Annotated in this window: 28 protein-coding genes and 1 tRNA gene; 21 read left to right on the top strand and 8 right to left on the bottom strand. The window is 28.6% G+C overall.

The genetic code is table 11. The annotated features are described in order from the left end of the window. The first annotated feature begins 109 nt into the window (after positions 1–109). A complete protein-coding gene (locus tag EU98_RS03285; RefSeq protein WP_052045507.1) occupies positions 110–1,753 on the top strand; it encodes an ABC transporter ATP-binding protein in 1,644 nt (547 codons plus the stop codon). A 32-nt stretch (positions 1,754–1,785) separates the two neighbouring features. Beyond that, positions 1,786–2,004 carry a DUF6447 family protein gene (locus EU98_RS03280; RefSeq protein WP_032515979.1) on the top strand — a complete coding sequence of 73 codons (219 nt, stop codon included), beginning with the start codon at positions 1,786–1,788 and terminating at the stop codon, positions 2,002–2,004. Positions 2,005–2,008: 4 nt separating this feature from the next. On the opposite strand, the gene carB is transcribed toward EU98_RS03280, so the two are convergent. Next, positions 2,009–5,305, bottom strand: coding sequence for a carbamoyl-phosphate synthase large subunit (carB, locus tag EU98_RS03275; RefSeq protein ID WP_032515980.1), 3,297 nt, complete (start codon positions 5,303–5,305; stop codon positions 2,009–2,011). A gap of 108 nt (positions 5,306–5,413) precedes the next feature. On the opposite strand from carB, the gene EU98_RS03270 reads away from it, so the two are divergent. From EU98_RS03270 to EU98_RS03235, 10 genes are all read left to right on the top strand, one after another. Further along, positions 5,414–6,052: a DUF3318 domain-containing protein gene (locus tag EU98_RS03270; protein WP_032515981.1), complete on the top strand. Its 639-nt coding sequence runs from the start codon at positions 5,414–5,416 to the stop codon at positions 6,050–6,052. Beyond that, positions 6,042–6,386 carry a ribosome silencing factor gene (gene rsfS / locus EU98_RS03265; RefSeq protein WP_032516022.1) on the top strand — a complete coding sequence of 115 codons (345 nt, stop codon included), beginning with the start codon at positions 6,042–6,044 and terminating at the stop codon, positions 6,384–6,386. The genes EU98_RS03270 and rsfS overlap by 11 nt, the downstream gene beginning before the upstream one ends. Before the next feature lie 8 nt (positions 6,387–6,394). Continuing rightward, complete coding sequence (locus tag EU98_RS03260) at positions 6,395–6,889, top strand: CGLD27 family protein (RefSeq protein WP_032515982.1); 495 nt, start codon at positions 6,395–6,397, stop codon at positions 6,887–6,889. Then, the gene (locus tag EU98_RS03255) at positions 6,890–7,855 is read left to right on the top strand and encodes an asparaginase (protein WP_032515983.1); all 966 of its coding nucleotides are present in this window, start codon (positions 6,890–6,892) and stop codon (positions 7,853–7,855) included. It abuts the gene before it with no gap. 44 nt (positions 7,856–7,899) lie between these two features. After that, positions 7,900–7,976 (top strand) — tRNA-Met (locus tag EU98_RS0109010). Between the two features lie 366 nt (positions 7,977–8,342). Further along, entirely contained in the window at positions 8,343–8,489 is a 147-nt protein-coding gene (locus EU98_RS09905) for a hypothetical protein (RefSeq protein WP_193742605.1), read from the top strand. Between the two features lie 70 nt (positions 8,490–8,559). After that, entirely contained in the window at positions 8,560–8,946 is a 387-nt protein-coding gene (petP, locus tag EU98_RS03250) for a cytochrome b6-f complex subunit PetP (RefSeq protein ID WP_032515984.1), read from the top strand. Positions 8,947–9,023: 77 nt separating this feature from the next. Continuing rightward, complete coding sequence (locus tag EU98_RS03245; RefSeq protein ID WP_032515985.1) at positions 9,024–10,019, top strand: ABC transporter ATP-binding protein; 996 nt, start codon at positions 9,024–9,026, stop codon at positions 10,017–10,019. Next, on the top strand, positions 10,009–10,803 hold the full coding sequence (locus EU98_RS03240; RefSeq protein WP_032515986.1) for an ABC transporter permease: 795 nt from the start codon (positions 10,009–10,011) through the stop codon (positions 10,801–10,803). The genes EU98_RS03245 and EU98_RS03240 overlap by 11 nt, the downstream gene beginning before the upstream one ends. Continuing rightward, positions 10,800–11,594, top strand: a complete 795-nt coding sequence (locus EU98_RS03235) for an ABC transporter permease (protein WP_032515987.1) — start codon at positions 10,800–10,802, stop codon at positions 11,592–11,594. The genes EU98_RS03240 and EU98_RS03235 overlap by 4 nt, the downstream gene beginning before the upstream one ends. 269 nt (positions 11,595–11,863) lie before the next feature. Here EU98_RS03235 and EU98_RS03225 read toward each other — a convergent pair whose 3' ends face one another. Together EU98_RS03225 and EU98_RS03220 are read right to left on the bottom strand one after the other, a co-directional pair. Further along, on the bottom strand, positions 11,864–12,091 hold the full coding sequence (locus EU98_RS03225; protein WP_011863020.1) for a hypothetical protein: 228 nt from the start codon (positions 12,089–12,091) through the stop codon (positions 11,864–11,866). Positions 12,092–12,541: 450 nt separating this feature from the next. Continuing rightward, positions 12,542–13,354 carry a sulfite exporter TauE/SafE family protein gene (locus EU98_RS03220; protein WP_032515989.1) on the bottom strand — a complete coding sequence of 271 codons (813 nt, stop codon included), beginning with the start codon at positions 13,352–13,354 and terminating at the stop codon, positions 12,542–12,544. 141 nt (positions 13,355–13,495) lie between these two features. Here EU98_RS03220 and EU98_RS0109015 point away from each other — a divergent pair, with 141 nt between their 5' ends. Beyond that, positions 13,496–13,837: an HNH endonuclease gene (locus EU98_RS0109015; protein ID WP_032515990.1), complete on the top strand. Its 342-nt coding sequence runs from the start codon at positions 13,496–13,498 to the stop codon at positions 13,835–13,837. An 87-nt stretch (positions 13,838–13,924) separates the two neighbouring features. Here the strand turns inward: EU98_RS0109015 and EU98_RS0109020 are convergent, their stop codons facing one another. Both EU98_RS0109020 and EU98_RS03215 read right to left on the bottom strand, forming a co-directional pair. Continuing rightward, positions 13,925–14,119 (bottom strand): hypothetical protein, encoded by a 195-nt coding sequence (locus EU98_RS0109020; protein ID WP_032515991.1) that lies wholly within the window; start codon positions 14,117–14,119, stop codon positions 13,925–13,927. Positions 14,120–14,128: 9 nt separating this feature from the next. Then, positions 14,129–14,530, bottom strand: a complete 402-nt coding sequence (locus EU98_RS03215; protein WP_032515992.1) for a hypothetical protein — start codon at positions 14,528–14,530, stop codon at positions 14,129–14,131. A gap of 179 nt (positions 14,531–14,709) precedes the next feature. Between EU98_RS03215 and EU98_RS03210 the strand changes: the two genes are divergently transcribed. The 7 genes from EU98_RS03210 (at position 14,710) to rpsU (ending at position 17,275) form a co-directional block, all read left to right on the top strand. After that, positions 14,710–14,916 carry a hypothetical protein gene (locus EU98_RS03210; protein WP_241466395.1) on the top strand — a complete coding sequence of 69 codons (207 nt, stop codon included), beginning with the start codon at positions 14,710–14,712 and terminating at the stop codon, positions 14,914–14,916. A 36-nt stretch (positions 14,917–14,952) separates the two neighbouring features. Next, positions 14,953–15,177 (top strand): hypothetical protein, encoded by a 225-nt coding sequence (locus tag EU98_RS0109025; protein ID WP_032515994.1) that lies wholly within the window; start codon positions 14,953–14,955, stop codon positions 15,175–15,177. A 221-nt stretch (positions 15,178–15,398) separates the two neighbouring features. After that, entirely contained in the window at positions 15,399–15,902 is a 504-nt protein-coding gene (locus tag EU98_RS03205) for a hypothetical protein (RefSeq protein ID WP_032515995.1), read from the top strand. Then, positions 15,893–16,162, top strand: a complete 270-nt coding sequence (locus EU98_RS0109030; protein ID WP_241466396.1) for a hypothetical protein — start codon at positions 15,893–15,895, stop codon at positions 16,160–16,162. The genes EU98_RS03205 and EU98_RS0109030 overlap by 10 nt, the downstream gene beginning before the upstream one ends. Position 16,163: 1 nt before the next feature. After that, complete coding sequence (locus EU98_RS03200) at positions 16,164–16,559, top strand: phosphoribosyltransferase (RefSeq protein WP_052045508.1); 396 nt, start codon at positions 16,164–16,166, stop codon at positions 16,557–16,559. Continuing rightward, positions 16,556–17,014 (top strand): nucleoside 2-deoxyribosyltransferase, encoded by a 459-nt coding sequence (locus EU98_RS03195; RefSeq protein WP_032515996.1) that lies wholly within the window; start codon positions 16,556–16,558, stop codon positions 17,012–17,014. Before EU98_RS03200 ends, EU98_RS03195 begins: the two co-directional genes overlap by 4 nt. Before the next feature lie 84 nt (positions 17,015–17,098). Beyond that, positions 17,099–17,275, top strand: a complete 177-nt coding sequence (gene rpsU / locus EU98_RS03190; RefSeq protein WP_002806486.1) for a 30S ribosomal protein S21 — start codon at positions 17,099–17,101, stop codon at positions 17,273–17,275. Positions 17,276–17,353: 78 nt separating this feature from the next. Here the strand turns inward: rpsU and EU98_RS03185 are convergent, their stop codons facing one another. Next, positions 17,354–17,671: a helix-hairpin-helix domain-containing protein gene (locus EU98_RS03185; protein WP_032515997.1), complete on the bottom strand. Its 318-nt coding sequence runs from the start codon at positions 17,669–17,671 to the stop codon at positions 17,354–17,356. A 267-nt stretch (positions 17,672–17,938) separates the two neighbouring features. On the opposite strand from EU98_RS03185, the gene EU98_RS03180 reads away from it, so the two are divergent. Next, entirely contained in the window at positions 17,939–18,532 is a 594-nt protein-coding gene (locus EU98_RS03180; RefSeq protein WP_032515998.1) for a uridine kinase family protein, read from the top strand. Here EU98_RS03180 and EU98_RS03175 read toward each other — a convergent pair. Next, on the bottom strand, positions 18,525–19,691 hold the full coding sequence (locus tag EU98_RS03175) for an NAD(P)-binding protein (RefSeq protein ID WP_032515999.1): 1,167 nt from the start codon (positions 19,689–19,691) through the stop codon (positions 18,525–18,527). The genes EU98_RS03180 and EU98_RS03175 overlap by 8 nt on opposite strands. A 20-nt stretch (positions 19,692–19,711) precedes the next feature. Then, positions 19,712–20,515: an alpha/beta hydrolase-fold protein gene (locus EU98_RS03170; RefSeq protein WP_032516000.1), complete on the bottom strand. Its 804-nt coding sequence runs from the start codon at positions 20,513–20,515 to the stop codon at positions 19,712–19,714. Positions 20,516–20,517: the final 2 nt, after the last annotated feature.

The following is a 20,517-nucleotide window of genomic DNA, read 5'->3' on the forward strand; positions in this document are numbered from 1 at the left end:
ACTCAAAGATATTGATAAAGTAGGATATAACAATTAAATATATAATATCTTGAAATTAATACCACCAGTCAGACCATATTCAAATAGGTTTATCAAGGGTTTTATATGCATGCTTATTTACGTAGCTTGTTGGCCTTTATTAGCATATTTAGCTGGAAACTTAATCCCAGCGATTGGGTCTGGTGATCTTTCAAAAGTTTCTAGCATAATAATTAAGTCTTTATTTGTATTTTTAGTTCAGAAAACCGCTCAATTTGGACAGGATGTTTTCATAGCAAAACCATCTTTAGAAATTAGCGAAGTTATGAGAGGAAATTTATTTAACAGAATTCAAAAAATAGAAATGAATTCTTTTGGAAAGATTTCTGCAGGGGACATCACATATAGACTTACAGAAGATGCAGACAGAGTAAGCGAAGTAATTTATAAAACAGCTCAAGACACTATTCCATGCACTTTACAGTTGTTAGCGGTAATAATCTATATGTTTTATTTAGACTGGTCACTAACATTATCAACTTTTGTTTTAGCACCATTGATTATTCTTTCAGTTAACAGTTTTGGAAGGAGAGTTTTATTCGCATCTGAGAAAAGTCAAGAATCAACAAGTAATTTAGCAGCTTTAATAGGTGAATCTATAAATGGAATGAAGACCATAAGAGCTTTTGCTGTTGAAAATTGGATTGAGAATAGATTTCATAAAAGATTAAGTGCAAATAAAAAAGCAAAATATAAAACATTAAAATTACTTGCATTTCAACATCCAATTGTAGGATTTGTTGAAGCATTTGGAATATTAGCAATATTAGGTTTAGGAGCCGCAAGAATTAATCTAGGCCTTCTAACAAGCGAGGAATTCAGCAGTTTCTTTGCTGCAATATTGATGCTTATTGATCCAATAAGTCATGTAAGTACAAATTTTAATGACTATAAACAGGCAGAAGCATCTATAAAAAGGTTAAAAAACATAAATATAGAACCCATCGAAGATAACAAAGAAACATTAACAAGGATCTCCAATATTATTGGAAAAATAAGTTTCAAAAAAGTTAATTTCGCTTACAAAAAAGATAATCAAGTACTTAAAAATATCAATTTAGACATTAAAAGAGGGGAAGTAACAGCTTTTGTTGGACCTTCCGGAGCTGGTAAAAGTACAATGTTGGCTTTGATATTAAAGTTTATAACTCCAAATAATGGAGACATTTTTATAGATGATAAAAATCTTAAAATATTAAATACAAAAGATATTAGAAAAAACATTGCATTAGTTCAACAACAGCCTTTTTTGTTTTCAGGAACAATTATTGATGTAATAAGAATGGGCAGAAATTTCACCAAAGAAGAAGTTATAGAATCAGCAATAAAAGCAAACGCCCACAACTTCATTCAAATGCTACCTGAGAAATATGAAACTAAGATAACTGAAAGAGGATCAAATTTCTCAGGAGGTCAGATCCAAAGGATAGCAATTGCAAGAGCGATAATTGGAAACCCATCAATACTTCTTTTAGACGAGGCCACAAGTGCGTTAGATGCAGAATCAGAATCTGAAGTCCAAGAAGGTCTTAATAGAGCAATGAAAGATAGAACAGTTATTGTAATTGCTCATAGATTAGCCACTACTCAAGAAGCAAATAAAATAGTTGTTTTCGATAAAGGTGAAATTATTGAAGTTGGGAAACATATTGATTTAATCAATAAGCCTGGAATTTATAAAGAATTATGTGAAAAACAATTGATTAAAAAGTAACAACTCTATTTTATTTATAAAAAAGTAAATCTATGAACGAAAACACAAATGATTCTGCAAATCCAGTTTTAACCTTTGAAGGCAAAAAATATTTAATAAATGAACTTTCTAATGAAATAAAAGAATCTATAAAATTATTACAAATAGCGGAGACACAACTTAAAATACACCAAGATACTCTCAAATTACTTTCAATTAGTCGAAACTCTTTAGTTAATCAATTAAGAGAAAAACTAAAAAACTTAGAATAAAATCTTAATATTCATGGATTTCTTGTAGAGAATAAGTATTAATTTTATTACACTGCAAAGCTTTGATCGCCTTAATGGCTGCCTTTGCTCCAGGAATAGTTGTAAAAGTTGGAATATTATATTCTAAAGCAGCTCGTCTTAAATAAGCATCATCATGAAGAGCCTGTGAGCCAATTGGAGTATTAATTATTAATTGAACAAGTCCAGAACGAATTAGGTCCTCAATATTTGGTCTTCCTTCATGAACTTTTTGCACTTCTTCAACTTGAATTCCTAAATTCACCAAATGTGCAGCTGTCCCTTTTGTTGCTATTAATTTAAATCCTAAAATCAAAAGTTCTTTAGCAACTTCCTCAAGATTTTTTTTATCTAAGTCATTTGTAGACAAAAAAGCTACTCCTTCTGAAGGTACACCATTACCTGCTGCCAATTCCGACTTGGCATATGCAATTCCAAAATCTTTAGCTAAACCCATTACCTCTCCAGTAGATTTCATTTCAGGACCAAGTAATGTATCAGACCCAGGGAATCTTTTAAATGGTAAAACGGCCTCTTTTACTGCCTGATATTTTGGAGAAAATTCTTCTTTGAAATTAATATCTTCTAATGTAAAACCTTGCATTAACTGAGTAGCTAATTTTGCAACTGGTTTACCTATAGCTTTTGAAACAAATGGAACTGTCCTGGATGCTCTTGGATTTGCTTCAAGAATAAATAATTTATTTTCTTTATTATTTGTATTTATTACTGCAAATTGCAAATTAATTAAACCAACAACATTTAATCTTTGTGCAATTAATTTAGTCCAGTTCCTTACATTTTCTATTGTGGATTTTGAAAGAGAGATGGAAGGCAGGCAACAAGCTGAATCTCCTGAATGAATTCCTGCAGGTTCCACATGTTCCATTAAGCCAGCAATTACAACCGACCCCTCTGAATCGCATAAAGCATCAACATCTATCTCAATTGCATTATTCAAATATTGATCAAGAAGGATTGGATGATCAGGAGATACCTTTACTGCTTCAGTGATGTATCTCGATAATTCATACTCATCTTTAACAATTTCCATTGCTCTTCCACCTAAAACATAAGAGGGTCTTACAACCAAGGGAAATCCTATATTTTTGGCTACTTTTTCTGCTTCATTTATATTACGGGCAATACCGTTCAAAGGTTGTCTAATACTTAATTCATTAAGAATTTTTGTAAATTCCTCTCTATCTTCTGCTAAATCGATAGATTCTGGAGAAGTCCCAAGAATTCTTGAACCAGTTCTGACCCCATCATTAGATTTAAGCCATTCAAATAAAGATAATGATAATTTCAGTGGAGTTTGGCCTCCAAATTGAACAATCAAACCATATGGACTTTCGGCTTCTATTATGTTGAGCACATCCTCCAAAGTTACAGGCTCAAAATATAAAATATCGCTAGTATCATAATCTGTTGATACAGTTTCAGGGTTACTATTAACCATTATTGTTTTATAACCATTTGTAGAAGATTGATATGATGCATGACAACAACAGTAATCAAATTCAATTCCCTGACCAATTCTGTTTGGACCTCCCCCTAAAATCATAATTTTTTTTGATTTACTATTTTCTGAAATCTCGCTATCAAAAATTTGAGAATTAAAATTAATGAAAGATTCTTCGTAAGTTGAATAATGATAAGGAGTTGAGGATGTGAATTCTGCTGAACAAGTATCAACAGTTTTATAAATTGGAATTATATTAAGTTTTTTTCTATATTTTCTTACTTCAAAAAACTCAGTATTAGTTAACTTTGCTATCTGTTGATCTGAAAAACCTAATTGTTTAGCATGTAACATCAAATCTCTATCTAGAGTATAAAGTTCCTTATCTTTCAAAAAATCATTTTCAAAATTAAAGATATTACGTAATTTTTCGATAAACCACAAATCTATATTCGTAACTTGTTGAATATAAGTATTAGTTTTCCCAAGCTGCATAGCTTTTTTGATTAGGAGAATTCTTTCAGATGTAGGGTTTCTTAAACAATTTTTTATTTGATTCTCATTTTTAAATTCATCTTGTGAATCACACTCCCACCCAAAAATACCTACTTCTAATGACCTTAATGCTTTCTGAAATGATTCTTCAAAAGAACGACCAATTGCCATTGACTCACCAACAGATTTCATGGCAGTGCTTAAAGTATTAGAAGAGCCTTTAAACTTTTCAAAGGCAAATCTTGGAATCTTAGTAACTACGTAATCAATTGATGGCTCAAAACATGCAGGTGTTTTTTTTGTAATGTCATTAATAATCTCATCAAGTGTATAACCAACAGATAATAAAGCTGCAATCTTAGCTATGGGAAATCCAGTTGCTTTACTTGCTAAAGCAGAGGATCTACTCACACGGGGGTTCATTTCTATGACAATTACTTCTCCATTAGATGGATTTATTGCAAATTGGATATTACTCCCTCCTGTTTCAACTCCTACCTCTCTAATAATTTTCAATGACAAATCCCTTAATCTCTGGTACTCCTTATCTGTTAAAGTCTGTGCAGGAGCTACAGTAATCGAATCTCCAGTGTGGACACCCATTGGGTCTAAATTTTCAATACTGCAAACTATTACTACATTGTCAGCAGTGTCTCTCATCACCTCAAGTTCAAACTCTTTCCATCCAATAAGTGATTTTTCAATTAATATTTGACTACTCGGACTTTCCTCTAAACCTGATTTACACAACTCGACAAATTCTTCAAGGTTAAAAGCAATTCCACCCCCAACTCCACCTAATGTAAATGCAGGCCTTATAATAAGAGGGTAAGAATTAATTTTTTTGGATACCTCTATTGCTTCATCTAGATTAGATGCAATACCAGAAGGACAAACATTTACATCTATTTTCTCCATCGATTCTTTAAACATTTTTCTATCTTCAGCTTTATTTATAGCTTTTAAATCAGCACCAATTAATTCAATATTATTTTGTTTTAAAAAATCTGACTCTGATAATTTTACCGCAAGATTCAAAGCGGTTTGACCTCCCATAGTGGGAAGGATCGCATCAGGTTTTTCTTTTAAAATGATCTGAGAAACAATTTCAGGAGTTAATGGTTCTATATATGTTTTGCTTGCGATCTCAGGATCAGTCATTATTGATGCTGGATTTGAATTTATTAATACAATTTCATAACCAGCATTTCTTAAAGCTTTGCAAGCTTGAGTACCAGAGTAATCAAATTCGCATGCTTGTCCTATAACAATCGGTCCCGAACCTAGAATAAGAATTTTTTTTAGATCACCTCTTTGAGGCATAATTTAAACCCTTCATTTATCACATGCTACTTATAAATCATCAGATGTTAATCAACTTACTTGAAAAGCAACATTTGTTTCTATAGTATTGAAAGAAATTAATATTTTATGAGCGAACTTCAGCGACTTAAAAATTTGTTGCCTCCAGAGAATGAAAGTTGGGTATTTGTTGAAGCTGCTGCGGCTATAGACCCACCTTTAATAACACTTGAGGAAATCGGTCGTGACGAAGTAGAAATTCAAATAGATTTAGATGAATGGGATAACTTTGCTATTGACCACAGAAATCTATTATTTTGGCACGAGGTTGGGAAAATTCAGAATGACACAATTCCCAGAGATGGATGGGAAATGGCAGCTCTCGCCATAGGACTTGGAGGGGCTATTGGAGAGTTGTGGGTACAAGATGGTTTACTTTTATTACTCGCTCTAGGTTTATCAAGTTTTGCAGGTTATAGATTATATTTAAAAAATAATTCTGAAAAAAAACTTCAAGATGCTATATATGCAGATGAAAGAGCTATAGATCTTGCTTGTAGATTTGGATATAGCATTCCAAATGCGTATAAAAGTCTTGGCGGAGCCTTAAAAGAGTTAATAGATAAAACACGAAAAAAGAAAAAAAGAGGTTTCTTTGAAGATAGATTAGAGGCTTTAAGAAAAAGTGCAGAAAAAGCAAGATCAGAATTATCTCAGCAAGAAGGTTCAGAAAAATCAGTTTCAAGCGAAAATGTTTATGGACAATAAAAGTTTGGTTTTAATGGCAGCTAAAGCATGTGATGAAAAAAAGGCAAAAGATATAAAACTAATAAAAATTGACAAAGTATCTTTTATAAGTGAATGGATTTTGATTGCAGAAGGATTATCTGATGTACAAGTCAGATCTATAACTAACTCTGTAGAGGGAGAACTTAGAGAGAAGGCTAAAATTGAACCTATACGAAAAGAAGGGGTCAACGAAGCGAAATGGGCTTTACTTGATTATGGTGATTTGATAGTTAATATTTTTCAACCAGAAATAAGAAAATATTATGACCTTGAATCGTTTTGGAGTAATGGAGATAAACTTATATTTCCATAATATATTTTATGAACGAGTCTAAGTGTCCTGTCCCTAGAGAGCAACAACCCACAAATGAATTCATAGAATTATCAAAATCTAAAATTTTTTCTTGGCCAAAAACAAAAAAGTCACTAATTCTTGTTTTGATAAAATTCTGGATTGGGGCTTTTGTTCTATTTCTTGTCATTTCTTCAGGAAGTGTATATTTTAAAACATCCCCTTTAAGGTACATTCTATTGAGCTTTTTTAGCAGCTTATCAATACCTCTTTTAATTTCAATAAGATTATATTTAGGATGGAATCATATATTTAATAGATTAATATCTGAAAAAGTAGAATACGAAGAATCCGGGTGGTATGACGGCCAAGTATGGGAAAAGCCATTAGTTTTGAAAGAAAAAGAATCACTTATTGCCTCAATTGAAGTAAAACCTATTTTAAAAAATTTAATTCAAATTTTTTCTATTATTTCAGTCTTAGCTTTGTCTGGTATTTTAATTTTTCAATATCACAATTTCTAAATGAGTTCTAATTTCAAAAACCTCTACACCTCTAACAATCCTCCCTTACAAGCAACCTTAATTAGAGGATCAAATATTGAATCGATCCATAAAATTCATGCTGTTATTACTGATAAGAAAGGAAGGGTTTTAATGTGCGCAGGAAATCCAGAATATAAAAGTTTCATAAGGTCAGCACTAAAACCTTTTCAGGCAATACCTTTCGTTAGTAGTGGAGCTGCATCAAAAATTAATAATGAATCAAAATCAATTGCTTTGGCATGCGGGTCACATAGTGGATCAAAACTCCATTCAAGGGAAGCATTCAAAATTTTATGGGAATATGACATTGACATTAATAATCTTAAATGTCCAAAATCCAAGACAAGTCCATTAGAACATAATTGTTCTGGTAAACATGCTGCATTTTTAGCTACATGCAAAAAAATGAATTGGCCATTAGATAGTTACTTAAAGGGAGATCATCCTCTTCAAATAGAAATATTCCGAATTGTTTCTGAATTACTTGAAATCCCGTCATCTGAAATAAATGCAGAACGTGATGATTGTGGTGCGCCCACTCTTTATTTAAAACTATTAGAAATTTCGAGATTATATTCACTTCTGAGCAGTTCAGAAAACGCTGAATTAGAACAAATCAGTAGAGCCATGATAATGAATCCCACAATGATAAGTGATAACAATAAATTTGATACAGAAATAATTAAAGCTTCTCATGGGAACGTTATAGGTAAAGGTGGGGCCGAAGGGATACAGTGTCTTTGTAAAGTAAATGAAGGGATAGGTTTAGCTTTAAAAGTAGAAGACGGTTCAAAAAGAGCAAAGCATGCTGTTAGTCTTCACTTACTAAAACAGTTAGAGTGGATATCTGACTTAAGAATTCAAGACATAGAAGAAAAGGTGTTTAATTTTTCTGAAGGTGTGCGACTTGAAGTTAAAGGTAAAGTAAAATTCCAAGAATCCTAAAAAACAGAAAAAATAACCTCTTCACATGTATGCTATGTATATGACGCGGGGTAGAGCAGTCTGGTAGCTCGTCGGGCTCATAACCCGAAGGTCGGAAGTTCAAATCTCCCCCCCGCCACCATTTAGAAGCAGCTTAACAGCTGCTTTTTTTAGTATTTGCAGTAGTTAATGCCATTATAAAAATGCAAAATTATAAAGTCTTAACTAAAAAGAGTTTATTAAAAATTATTTGAGATCTTTTTGAATAGAAAATTTCAAGTCAACTCTAACTAATAATCCAGTAATGATAAAAAGTATTCCAATGTATGAATTCAAAGATAGGTCCAAAATATTAAATTAATTTCTAACTAAATTTTAACTCACAAATCATATCTATTAAATACGTCAATAAAAAAGAATTTAAAAAAAATTCTGAATTTTGAACATTTACATCTTTAATAAGTTATTTAATAAAGTAGAGTAAGATTTATCTAATTTAGAAAATTATATGCAGAATTTGCTACAACGTGATTTAGGTTCAAGCATGTTATCAATAGCTGTCATATTAGGTTGGTTAGGTCTGTTTTTTGTGTTTTTGAGAGTATTAACAATTTCAATAAAGAGAATCCTAGAGGCTGTTTTCAAAAAATCTTAATTATTGAAATAAATCAATAATTCTGAATTAATCGCATAAATCCTTTATCACTAGGTATAATGACCTAAAAATGTCAATTTTAGATAAGGTTAAGATTGGAAATTCTGTTCAAGTTAACCTAGAACTATCTAAGGATAGACTTAACAAAGAAACTATTGATGCAATCAATGTTTCTTCATTGGCTAAGGTAAGTGATTTCAGAATAACGGATGGCAAAGGTATTGGAGTTGTCTTGCAATTATCTAATGGAAAAGAGCAATGGTTTTTTGAGGATGAAATTGATCTTCTCGACGAAAATGGTAATGTGATAAAGAAAAATTATGATAAACAAGATAATAACTTTATATTTGTTTTTTTAAGAGGATTAAATTATGAAAATAAAAATAATGTAAGCGAGTTACTTAATCCAATTAACTTTTTTATCTGGCTTGTTGTATCGTTTAAAGATATTTTTTGATTGGTTAAAAAATTTTCTAAAATAAAATAAATTTAACAATTTTTTTAAATATTAAATTTCAGTAATTAAAATTTTAAATGGCTCAAAATATTATCGATGTAAAAAATTTATCTAAGTCATTTGATATCTCTTCCAAAGAACCAGGCTTAAAAGGAACAATTAAACATTTTTTTAGAAGACAAACAAAAAGTTTAAAAGTTATCAAAGATATAAGTTTTGAAATTAAAGAAGGAGAAATAGTAGGTTTTCTTGGTGCTAATGGAGCTGGGAAAACAACAATATTAAAAATGCTTTGTGGCTTAATTTATCCAAGTGAAGGTTCGATTTTGGTTTCAGGCTATTTACCTTTCAGAAGAAAAGAAAATTTCCTAAAAAATATCACCTTAATAATGGGTCAAAAGCAACAGCTTATATGGGATCTTCCACCTATTGAATCATTCTATTTGAATGCATCAATATATGATTTAGATAAGTTCGAAGCTAAAAAGAGAATAAAAAAACTATCGGAAATGCTTGAAATTGATGAAGAGCTTTTCATACCTGTTAGAAAACTTTCACTAGGACAGCGTATGAAATCAGAATTACTAGCAGCTTTGATACATGAACCAAATATTCTATTTTTAGACGAGCCGACACTTGGATTAGATATTAATGCACAGAGAAATTTAAGAAAATTCCTTCAAAAATATAATAAAGAAACTAATGCAACGATATGCCTAACAAGCCATTACATGAAAGATATTACATCGCTATGCAAGAGAGTTATATGTGTGCACGAAGGGGAGATATCATATGATGGAAAACTTGACCTTTTATTAAAGAAACTTTCTCCTGTTAAAGAAATATTAATAGTTTGTCGATCAGAAGAGGATACAATTAAATTAGAAAATTCAGGTTTTACTGTTAAAAATAAAATAAAGAATGAAATCACTATAAAAATTGAAAACAACTCTATTATTTCTTCACTAAAAACTATCCTAAATAATTTTGATATTGTAGACCTTTTTATAAATGAACCACCCATAGATGAAGTTATTGGGAAGGTATTAATCAAAAAAGATTATGATATCTAATTTAATTAACCGTAAAATATTCACTTTATTAAAAGTGCAATATTCAAACATGTTGGAGTATAGGGTAGAAATTGCATTGTGGGCAATTTCAGGGATTATTCCTTTTTTCATGTTAAACATTTGGACAAATAATAATCTAAATGAATCCATAAACATTAGTGATATATTGCTTTCAAGGTATTTCTTATGTGCTTTTTTTGTAAGACAGTTTTCTGTAGTTTGGGTTGTATTTAGTTTTGAAGAAGATTCTCTTATGGGGAAGGTATCTCCTTATTTAATTCAACCTTTAAATCCATTTTACAGATATTTTGCACAACATCTTGCAGAACAAATAACAAGATTTCCTTTCGCACTAATAATCGCATTTTTCTTTTTTGTTTTTAATCCAGAAAGTATATGGATACCAAATTTAGGTATTTTACTTTTATCGATAGTATCTACTTTCTTATCCTTCTTAATTCAATTTTTAATTCAGTCAATAGTTGCATGTCTATGTTTCTGGACAGAGAAAGCGTCATCGATAGAAAGATTGTTATTTATTCCAACTTTATTTCTCTCAGGTCTTTTAGCACCAGTAGTTTCATTTCCCGCATATGTTAAATCTTGGATTTATTTGACTCCTTTTCCATATCTAATTGATTTCCCTGCAAACTTACTTTCAGGTAATGAAACAAATATTAGTGGAGGTTTAATTATGCAAATTCTATGGATTTTTATACTTTTCCCATTATTTAAGAAAATCTGGTCTGAAGGAACAAAAAAATATACAGCAATGGGGTCATGAATTTAAGAAAATATCTAAAAGTTTATAAAAAATTCTTACATACTTCTTTAGCTTCTGAATTAGAGTATAAGACAAATATATTAGTTGATTTAATTACCGCAATTTTAAGTTTAGTAGGGAGTATTTTTCTATTATCTATTTTCTTTCAAAATAGTGGATATATTGGAGGGTGGAAATTTGAACAGGCACTAATAATCCAAGCTATTTATACAATTTTGAATGGGATAACTAATACATGGTTTAATCCTAATCTTACAGAAATAGTTAAACACATAAGAGAAGGAACATTAGACTTCGTACTTTTAAAACCTATTGATAGTCAATTTTTTATTTCATTAAAAAAAATAAATCCATCTGGATTTTTAGAAATAATGCTGGGATTTTTAATGTTGTTCTTCTGCATAAGAATAAATCAAATCAATTTAAATTTAAGTTTTATGACCCTATCCTTGATTACAATTAGTTGCTCGATTTGTATTTTATATAGCTTATGGTTTTTTATATCTACTACTACTATTTGGTTTGTTAAGACCTGGAATGCAATAGAAGTATTAAGATCATTCCTTTATATTGGAAGATTTCCTCTAAGTTCATTTTCATTTTCTTTAAGAATCTTTTTTAGTGTTTTTATTCCTATTGCTTTTATAACTACAATTCCTTCTGAAGTTTTTCTCGGACTTTCTGTATTTTGGAAAATATTGCTTGAAATTATTGTAGCGACAATATTTCTTATTAATTCAAGAAAGTTTTGGTTATTTGCATTAAAGTTCTATTCTTCTGCATCTAGCTAACTATTATTTAAAAACCTCCCTGCAAAATTCCCAAATCTGTTGTTTACTTTTCAAATTAGAAAGCCTAGATAATTTTTCGAAATGAAGCTTAGATTTATCAACAGATAAAAGCCTGCAATTGTATTCAATTTTATGATTTCTAGATATGATTCCTAATTTGAGTGCAACATTACTAAAGATAATAATTAACGTAAGAAAAAAAAATATACCGAAAAATTGTAAAAATGATTTTGAATAATTTTCTTTTTCAGTTTTTAATTCAAGCTTCATTACTTAACTATATGCTGAGGGCACTTAATTGCAGCAATAGCAACAGCCGTAACTTTAAAATTTTCAGACTTCTCAATAACCTTTTTAACCTCTAATGGACCAAATTTATTACTTGCATCACTGTAGGAAAGAAGTAAAGATTTATAGTTATCGTGACCTAGATTTCTATACTCACAGAAATTATCCCCAACATAATTCAAAAGAGTTAGTAAAGTTAATTCAATCATTAAAACTTTTTACTAGCGAAGTTCTTACGAATAATACTGTGCAGGACATTTTTAACAAGTAAAATTTCCAAAAACATTTGAAATCATAAAATAGGATTTTTTTCTAATAAACTTTAAAATCAAAAAATTATTTCAGAATTTATTAATTCACATATGAGAAAATCATTAAACCACTACCTGTAGTGTATTTAGTTTACAATCATTGCGCTACAGATAGGGGGTTGCATTTTTTAAGAAATTGGTTTAAAAATAAAGTTCCCCATCACCCGGCCCCACATATGTGAGGCCTTTTTTTATGGTTTTTAAAATAAGGCCTCTTTAAAAGTTTTATTTAATAAAACGAGTAATTAATTAATCCCTTTAATAATGAATAAAGATAATAATTTATTTTTTAATTTATAAGCTTGCTTTAGGATTTTTACCAGAATGTACTGCTATCCTACACTAATTTTATAAAAAGCTTTTTATGGATTTAATCAACAAGCTTATACCAACCAAAATACAAACCGTTATAAAAGTTTTCTTAATAAGTATATTCCCATTTAATTTTGACAGGTGAGCTCCGAAAAATCCTCCTGTAAAGGAACCAATTATTAAAACTATTAATAAATTAAATGGAACCGATCCTACTCTTGCCAAAAATACTGCTCCGACAAAATTCCAAAAAATCCCAACAGTAAAAAATGTCATACTTATGGCTCGAAGAAAATCCATTTCAAAAGTTTTTATTAATAGAATTGTCACAAGCAATCCAGTTCCTGAAGAAATAGAACCATTTAATATACCTATAAGAAAAATAGAAATTAAAAATCTAAATTTATGAACAAAATTAAGCTTTTTATTACCAGATGTCATACCTAAATCTGGTTTAAGGAATGAGTAAAAAGCTAATAATATGGATATTATGCCTAAAATTATGTATAAGTACTTTTCTGATATATATTCAACTACAGAAGCTCCAAAAATTACTCCTGGCAATCCAAAAATTAAAATTTGCCAAGCAACACTTATATCATTACCTAAAGATTTGTAATTTCTTAAGGAACCCCCTATTCCTAGTGCTACTGTAGCTAATTTATGACTAGCCAGAGCCTGATAATAAGGAACTCCAGATAAAATCAATGCTGGTAATTGTAATAATCCCGCTCCTCCTCCAGAAATCGCTGAGAACGTATTAGAAATAAACGATATCAAAAAAATATAAATACTTTTAAATAAAGAATGATCAAAATTTCCAAATAATATAGTTAACAAATAAAGCATTTACTATAAATTGCACTTTGTATTAATAAGTAAAAATTATTCTTTTCATAAGAATCATTTGCTTTAAGAAGTCTTATTTTATCTTTTTCAATCATACTTTAAAAAAAACTGTTATTATCAAAAAAAAATATCAAGAATTTTATGCATAGACAAGATGCAATTTACCTTGATCAGTTTTGCCCCAAGATAAGTAATAAAAATTGGAGAGAGTCACTTAATAAAGTTACTAATTATAAATGTATTTATTGCGGTAAACCCTCAGAATCACTCGACCACCTTCACCCAATGTCAAAAGGTGGGATTAGCAGTACAAGTAATTGCGTACCATGTTGTTTGTCATGTAATGGGAAGAAATCAGATTCAGAAGTTCTTAGTTGGTACAGAAAACAAAATTTTTATGATCCTCGAAGAGCTATGGCGATACGAGCATGGTTTAATGACGATTTGAAACTTGCGTCGGTTCTTTTGAATTACTTAAATTAAAAATGAAACGATAAATTGATTGAGATTCGAAAATATATTATTTATATTGTTGAATAGGATAATTTAATTTAGTAAGCAATGTTTTTATTAAATTATTCTTTTTATTTCTGAATTTATTTTATTGTTCCTAAAAAGCGAAATATTAGTGTAGTCATCTTTCCACATTATTGGTGAATCTATAACCTTTCTCTCTGGTGACTTTACTGAAAAAATCAATCCAAATACAAAAAGAATAGTAATCAATATGATTGTCATTACTAATTTGTCTGAAATATTGTTCATTAACCTAATCTATCTAGAAAAATTTTTGTCTGGAGTAGTTTTTTCATAAATTTCAAGAAAATATGATTTAAAATAATCAACTCCCTCCTTTCCCATTAATCCAAATGACCATCCACAATCATTTACTACTTGCAATGAGATTTGATTAGCCAAGTCACTTTTTTCAATCCATTTTTTCTGAGGATTGTAAGAGAAAGATATAATGTTCTCAGTTTTTACGATAGCTGATTTCATTGCTTCATCTTTAGAAAAACCATTTTTAATAGCGGTGCAATACTTCCTGGAGAAATTATTTGAGATCCTATTTTGCAGCAAACTAACACTAGGATCTGACGTATCAAAAGCTATACCTATTGCAGGTTTTAATTGAAAAGTTATAAATAAAAGTAAGACAAAAAATAATTTAAACAACAGCTATTAATCAATAGTTTCTAAGTAATATAATAATATTATAAAATTGTCTTTTCAATTAAATCTGATAATTATTAAAAGCAAATTAAATTTCAATTTATTAATAAATAAAAGTATTGCGATAAGTTCAGTAATAATAGTCAGAGGTTTATTTGACTACAAATATGTACGAATCATTGATGACATTGCTATTTTTTCCTGATTGGACAAATGGATTACCTTCAGATTTCTTAATCCTTCATTTTTTTGTAGGAGCTGTGATTTTTCCATTCAACATGATTCATGCTAAAGCAAGAAAAATTGACAGTCAAAACCCACAGGAAGCCGCAAATGGGTATAAAAGTTCAGACAATGCAACATTTTTTGGATACGAGGAAATCAAATAGATTTCCATAAAATTAATTTAAGGAATTAGTTTATTGATGATAATTTCCCTAAATACAGCTTTAGATCTAAAAATATTTAGTCCCAGTGAACCTATAGGAATATTCATAATTTTTGTAGGATTAATATTTTCTGGCATGATTTTCTATATTATTTATGCTGTAAGTACTAATAAAGAATCCCTAGAAGACAAAAAAATAAGAACTCAAAAAGAATACTTGCAAAAGGAGAAGATAGGAAAATTATTTCCTAAGAAAAAATAAATTTAATTGCTTTATTACTATAAAGATATTTATTTATATTATTAATTATTAAATCAGTAGGATCTAAAAACATTAGTTTTAGTTCTCTTAAATCAAACATTTCTAAAAATCTAACTATAACAACAATATTTTTTTACGGGGACTTCATATTGTTAATTGCGCAGCTAAATTATTTTCATATCAAGCAAAAAATGTTAAAAATGGAAAAATAATATGAAGTCTTGGAGAATTCACCTCAATATCTATTTCTTGCTAGTGGAGTGAATAATGGAGAAGGGTTTTGGATTGTTGGAATAAAAAATTGCGATGAAAATATACTTGAGGATGAAAATCTATTAGATTGCCATAGAAAAGAATTAATAGGTAATGAATCAGCAAAAGATATTCTCTTAGCTATTAATTTAAACGTAAATAATCTATTAAATGAACTAAGAAACAAAAATTATTTAATTGCAAGACCTTCAATTGGGATTCCATTTGATATCCCTTTAGAAATCTTGGAAAATATTTTTGATTTTTGGTTAGAAATTTATAAAAATCATGAAGCCTGGGAAGTTTGTTTAGGTCTTCTTAAAGTTAGAAAAAGGATTCCCCTAACAAACCTAATTGAAAGCGAAACTTTAAAGGGAAACTCAAAAAAATGGGCTATAAAAATTGAAACTTTACATACTTATGTTCCTTCCTCAATTAAAAATGAAAAATTAAATGACCCCATGTGGGAATAATTTTATCTTTAAATAATAAAAATATTTACTTCGTTGGATATTTAAGTAAAAATAAAATAACTAATAATTTAAAAATGAATAAACCATATTCTTTTAGTATCGATCAAATGAACGGGATAGTTGAGAATACATACGCCAAGATAATAAATGAATGTGAAAATTTAAAAAAAAATACTAATTGCCCAAACGAACAAATAGTAGCACTTTTAAGTGTAATTGCTTCAAATTATGCTAAAACAACAGAAAAAAACGAAAATTAAGATGATAAGTTATTTTACTTGGAGCGAATTTGATAAGAGCGTAGAACAAATAGCTAATAAATGTAGCTTTAAGGAATTTTCAGGAATATATGGAGTTCCTCGTGGCGGATTATGTCTTGCTGTAGCACTAAGCCATAAATTAAAAATTGAATTAATTTCAGAACCAATAAAGAATTCACTAATAGTAGATGATGTTTATGAAACAGGTATTACATTGACGACCTTCAAGAATATTGAAGGAGCAATGTTTTTTGTATTATTTAGTAAAATCAAACCTACATGGTGGAATACAGTACATATAACAAAAAAAACTCAATGGATTGTTTTCCCTTGGGAAAATACTTTAAATTCAAAAAGTGACCGCGAAGATTACATAAAAAAAAGAGGTTTAAGTTGAGAAAGAAATTATATTTGGCTAATCCATATGGATTTTCAAAACAAACTAAAACCCTCTTACATGAATTTATTGAAATCTTCAATGATTTAAATGTAGAAGTATTTGAACCTTTTGAAAGAGCAAATAGATTAATAAAACAAGAAAGTGAGTGGGCATATGAGGTTGCAAGAAGTAATTTCCTTGATTTAAAAGAATGTGATTGTATTTTTGCGATAGTCAATGGAAATCCACCAGATGAAGGTGTAATGATTGAATTAGGGATCGCTATTGCTTTAAAAAAGGAAATCTTTTTATTCAGGGATGATTTTAGAAATTGTGCTGATAGCAATCAATACCCATTAAACCTAATGTTATTTCTTGGACTACCTAAAGATAATTGGGAAAAATATTATTTTGAATCATTACAAGATATAAAAAATAATAAAAAGAGATTTGTGGAGTGGGCTGAAAATTAGCAAATAAATCGTCACCCTAGTAGTGGAAGCTTTTAGTTTAAAAATGTCTGTTGAAGTGTTAGAATATAATTTATTTAGAAAATTTTGACACAAGTTACAGTAGGAGAGAACGAGGGAATTGAATCGGCCCTTAGAAGATTTAAGAGACAAGTATCTAAATCTGGAATTTTTGCAGATTTAAAAAGACTTAGGCATCATGAAACCCCTATTGAAAAATATAAAAGAAAATTGCAACAGAGAAGAAAAGCAAGAAGGAGATAGTTTTCTTTAGCTCATAAATTTTTTGAATATCAGTTGATATTACATATATTTCAGAAAGGTTTAAAAATAAAATTTTAACTACTTAAGCTTTTTAAGCTTCTTAACAAGATTTACTCCAACACCTGACACAGCTAAAAGATCTTTTTCATCTGCTGCAATAACTGCCTTTGTTGTTTTAAATCCAGCCTCGTACAAAGCTTTTGCGCTTTTTGCTCCAACACCTGGAAGTGTAGTCAAAGTTTCAATATTTTTCTTAGAATTTACCGCTTTGGTTTTTGTTTTTGTTTTTGTTTTTGCAGACTTTGCTGCTTTTTTTTCTTTCTTTAAAGGAGTTTCAGAAGTTACTGCACTTTTAAATAAAATTGATTTTAGTTTGCTGAGAAATTTAGAAATCATTGCAATATATAAGTAATAAAATTAGCTACTCAGTTTAATATTATCAAATTCCCGAGGAATTAATTACTAGATAAAAACTAACTGCATAGAAATAATTTATTTACAATTATATAAAGACACATATTTAATATTTATGCAAGCTTACGAGCCATTGCAAGGTATTCTAAATTATTTTAAAAACTAAAAAAAAGTTAAAATGAATATTCAAAATTTAAATGTATTTATTAATAGTAAAGTTAAAATCTTATTAAAGAACAGGTCAAAAAAATGAATCTTATTTTTATAAGTGGACCTTCCGGAAGCGGGAAAACAACTTTATCAAATCAAATAATAAAGAAAAATAAAAATGGTATTGTATTAAGCACCGACAATTACTATAAGACAGGGATAATAAGTAAATTACTACCAAAATTTGTAGAAGGTTTTTTTGATAGAAGTATTAGTTTTAATAATAAACTATTCAAAAAAGATTTTGATTTTATTTATAAGAATGGGATTTCAATCTGTGATCGTTATTATAATTTCGAAAAAAAAGCAATTCAAAATATCTTAAACGAAACAAATAATATTAGTTTTTTAATTGTTGAGGGTATATTTGCTAGAGAATTTTCAAACACTTTAAATAATAAGAATTATATTTTTTTAGAGATAAAAACTAATAAAAATGAGTGCATGAAAAGAGTTGTCCAAAGAGATATAAAAGAAAGGGGTAAGGATAAAAAACAAGCTGAGAATGATTTCTTAAAATCTTGGAGCATTTATTACGAAAAATTCCAACCCCATATCATAAAAAATAATACAAATAAATTCATAATTGAAAAGAACACTGACATAGATCATATTCTGAAAAAAATTATTTAAATACGTCTTTAATTTTTTTCTCTAATATTAAAGCACTTAAAATTGAGCCTTCAATTCTGCCAAATCCATCTCCTTCGAACCAGTCTCCGCAAAAACCAATTCTATATTTACTACTAAATTGTAAAGATAATGGTACGGCAAGGCCAGAAGGCTGTGAAGCTCTCCATTTCATAATAGATATCTTTTCATCAAAAGTTAATTTATTTACTAAAGAATTCCCTTCAAAAAGTTTATTGAAATTTGTAATTATTTTTTGTTTAAAAACTTCTTCATCTTTTAAACTTACAAAAGAATTAATTAACTCTGCATTTTTTGAATGTACTACAATTCCTAATTTATTATTATCTTGCAGCTGAAAAATGATTCTTTCAAATCTATATTTATTTTCTAAATTATTTTTTAAATAAAAATATCTTTGTTTTTTTGAATAATAATCCTTATAACTATAATTTTCATTTGTATAAATTAAAAAAGTTAACCTTGGAATAAATGTTTGTTCTTCCAAGGAATTCAATATTAAATCTATTTTTTTATCAGTATTAATAGGAATAGCTTTTCTTAATGGAATTTGATTTACGTTTAATATTTTTAAAGACCTCTTATGTAACAACAAATTAGTTGAACAAATTAGATATTTAGACTTGAATTTATCGCCATTTTTTGATGTTAGTAACCATTCCTTATCATTAAACTTCATATCAACTATTAAAGTTTCAAAGAAAAAATCAATTTTCTCTTTTAAATTATTTGACTCAATTATCTTTTTCGATAAATCACTCATGGAATCTAAAGATAGATAATTAACCCCACAAGAAAATTCAGATTCTTTTATTGTTTCAAAATTAGAATCCTCATTTAGAAAAAATTTATCTGAGTCGTCAATTTTTATATATTTATTTTTCAATAATTCATCAATATATCTTTTTAATAGAAGATTATTTTTACTGTTAGATATATTAAAATTTGGAGAACCATGGTTTAGTTTCCATCCTTTATATTTTTTGCTCATTCTTGTACTTGATCTCCCTCCAAGTCCACGACCAATTTCAATTAATCCAACTTTTTTTGTATTATTATTATTCAGAAATTTCGAAGCAAAAACACACGCAGATATACCACCACCTATTATTAATAAGTCATAAGTAACATCACTTTTCATAGATTTAATATTGACAGAAATTATCTTGCATTTTCTAAAAATCTAGAAACAGAATAAAGTTTCTCAGATGATGAAAAATCAGATTCAATAACAGGTGTAATATTATTTTTTTTATAAAAACTAACTAAATCGTTTGTGAAATCAAAAAAATTCTCCAAGGCACATAAACACTTTTCAGATATATATACCTCTCTCCAAGGACGAAATTTAAACCGTGCTATAAATTGTTTAGAAGGAATAAATAAACTTCCAAATAAATTTAATTTTTCTTCTTTTGCTACGTTTTTAAGATAAGTCACCTCATTCTGAAGAACTTTAATATCTGTACCATATTGAAACCAAATAGAATTTATTAACCCAGTCGAAAATTTTTTTTCAAACCTTTCTCTTTCTGAAGAAATATTATAGTATTTCTTCAAATATGGATTGTAAGCTATACCTAATTTAACTTTTAAATTTTTTTCTTGTTTTAAATAAGCTAATACATCAACTGAGTCAAAGTTTTTTTTCTTATTTGATCCCGATACAAGCAGAATTTCATAATTTTTATTAGTCTGAGAACTTTTAACAAAATCTAAAAATTCCTGATACGATTTTTCTTTATTTTTTGAATATTGATGGAAAAGACTATAGTGATAGGTCACATTAAATTCATTATAGTTTTTTGATATATATTTAATAGTTGAATTAAATAAATCCTTCTTAATAAGTCCTTTACAGGGAATATTAATATTTTTGATATTATTTAATTTGCAGAAATTAAGTTTATCTTCTAACTGAGAAATATTTTTAAATGATAATTCAAATCTTATATTATTGTTCATTA

Origin of the sequence: Prochlorococcus marinus str. MIT 9314 (genome assembly GCF_000760035.1) — a bacterium.
GTDB classification, from domain to species: Bacteria; Cyanobacteriota; Cyanobacteriia; order PCC-6307; family Cyanobiaceae; genus Prochlorococcus_A; species Prochlorococcus_A marinus_B.

Coding starts and splice junctions, on each gene's coding strand:
- EU98_RS03285 (WP_052045507.1), top strand. CDS start 110: ATGCTTATTTACGTAGCTTGTTGGCCTTTATTAGCATATTTAGCTGGA.
- EU98_RS03280 (WP_032515979.1), top strand. CDS start 1,786: ATGAACGAAAACACAAATGATTCTGCAAATCCAGTTTTAACCTTTGAA.
- carB (WP_032515980.1), bottom strand. CDS start 5,305: ATGCCTCAAAGAGGTGATCTAAAAAAAATTCTTATTCTAGGTTCGGGA.
- EU98_RS03270 (WP_032515981.1), top strand. CDS start 5,414: ATGAGCGAACTTCAGCGACTTAAAAATTTGTTGCCTCCAGAGAATGAA.
- rsfS (WP_032516022.1), top strand. CDS start 6,042: ATGGACAATAAAAGTTTGGTTTTAATGGCAGCTAAAGCATGTGATGAA.
- EU98_RS03260 (WP_032515982.1), top strand. CDS start 6,395: ATGAACGAGTCTAAGTGTCCTGTCCCTAGAGAGCAACAACCCACAAAT.
- EU98_RS03255 (WP_032515983.1), top strand. CDS start 6,890: ATGAGTTCTAATTTCAAAAACCTCTACACCTCTAACAATCCTCCCTTA.
- EU98_RS09905 (WP_193742605.1), top strand. CDS start 8,343: ATGCAGAATTTGCTACAACGTGATTTAGGTTCAAGCATGTTATCAATA.
- petP (WP_032515984.1), top strand. CDS start 8,560: ATGTCAATTTTAGATAAGGTTAAGATTGGAAATTCTGTTCAAGTTAAC.
- EU98_RS03245 (WP_032515985.1), top strand. CDS start 9,024: ATGGCTCAAAATATTATCGATGTAAAAAATTTATCTAAGTCATTTGAT.
- EU98_RS03240 (WP_032515986.1), top strand. CDS start 10,009: ATGATATCTAATTTAATTAACCGTAAAATATTCACTTTATTAAAAGTG.
- EU98_RS03235 (WP_032515987.1), top strand. CDS start 10,800: ATGAATTTAAGAAAATATCTAAAAGTTTATAAAAAATTCTTACATACT.
- EU98_RS03225 (WP_011863020.1), bottom strand. CDS start 12,091: ATGATTGAATTAACTTTACTAACTCTTTTGAATTATGTTGGGGATAAT.
- EU98_RS03220 (WP_032515989.1), bottom strand. CDS start 13,354: ATGCTTTATTTGTTAACTATATTATTTGGAAATTTTGATCATTCTTTA.
- EU98_RS0109015 (WP_032515990.1), top strand. CDS start 13,496: ATGCATAGACAAGATGCAATTTACCTTGATCAGTTTTGCCCCAAGATA.
- EU98_RS0109020 (WP_032515991.1), bottom strand. CDS start 14,119: ATGAACAATATTTCAGACAAATTAGTAATGACAATCATATTGATTACT.
- EU98_RS03210 (WP_241466395.1), top strand. CDS start 14,710: ATGACATTGCTATTTTTTCCTGATTGGACAAATGGATTACCTTCAGAT.
- EU98_RS0109025 (WP_032515994.1), top strand. CDS start 14,953: ATGATAATTTCCCTAAATACAGCTTTAGATCTAAAAATATTTAGTCCC.
- EU98_RS03200 (WP_052045508.1), top strand. CDS start 16,164: ATGATAAGTTATTTTACTTGGAGCGAATTTGATAAGAGCGTAGAACAA.
- EU98_RS03185 (WP_032515997.1), bottom strand. CDS start 17,671: ATGATTTCTAAATTTCTCAGCAAACTAAAATCAATTTTATTTAAAAGT.
- EU98_RS03180 (WP_032515998.1), top strand. CDS start 17,939: ATGAATCTTATTTTTATAAGTGGACCTTCCGGAAGCGGGAAAACAACT.
- EU98_RS03175 (WP_032515999.1), bottom strand. CDS start 19,691: ATGAAAAGTGATGTTACTTATGACTTATTAATAATAGGTGGTGGTATA.
- EU98_RS03170 (WP_032516000.1), bottom strand. CDS start 20,515: ATGAACAATAATATAAGATTTGAATTATCATTTAAAAATATTTCTCAG.